General features: G+C 47.9%; 1 protein-coding gene. It reads left to right on the forward strand.

Annotation, left to right across the window (positions count from 1 at the left end; all coding sequences use genetic code 11):
* Positions 1–555 (forward strand): hypothetical protein (locus G4D82_RS14315; RefSeq protein WP_207788186.1); only part of this gene is annotated, 555 nt, incomplete at both ends.

The following is a 555-nucleotide window of genomic DNA, read 5'->3' on the forward strand; positions in this document are numbered from 1 at the left end:
ATGTGAGTGCTTTGCCTACGGCAAGTGTTAGTGGTGATACGATTTGCTCAGGTGGTGCCGCGACGGTTAATTTCACCGGAACCCCGAACGCGACGGTAACTTATTTGATTAACAATACCGGAGTGGCGCAAAGTATCACTTTAGATGCTGCTGGTTCGGCGGCTCTTGTCACTTCCATACTAACGGCAGATACGACTTATGATTTAGTAAGTGTGTCGATTCTCGGAGTGGCCAATTGCACCCAAGCATTAACGGGTTCTGCTTTGGTGAGTGTCTTGCCGTTGCCCACAGCTACGATTTCAGGTACGACCCAATTGTGTTTGAACGCGCCTTCACCCGTGATTACTTTCACCGGTGCATCAGGTCAATCGCCTTATACTTTTACTTTTAGTGTTAATGGCGGTTTTGCACAAACCATCAGTACAGCGGCAGGAAGCGATAGTGTTACTTTACCGGTATCTACCACAGCAGCCGGCTCGTTTGTGTATGATTTGATTAGTGTTTCATCGGCCACTACTCCAAGTTGTAGTCAAACGCAAACAGGCAGTGCTACAG

Origin of the sequence: Flavobacterium lotistagni, assembly GCF_011392125.1 — a bacterium.
Classification (GTDB): Bacteria; Bacteroidota; Bacteroidia; order Flavobacteriales; family Flavobacteriaceae; genus Flavobacterium; species Flavobacterium lotistagni.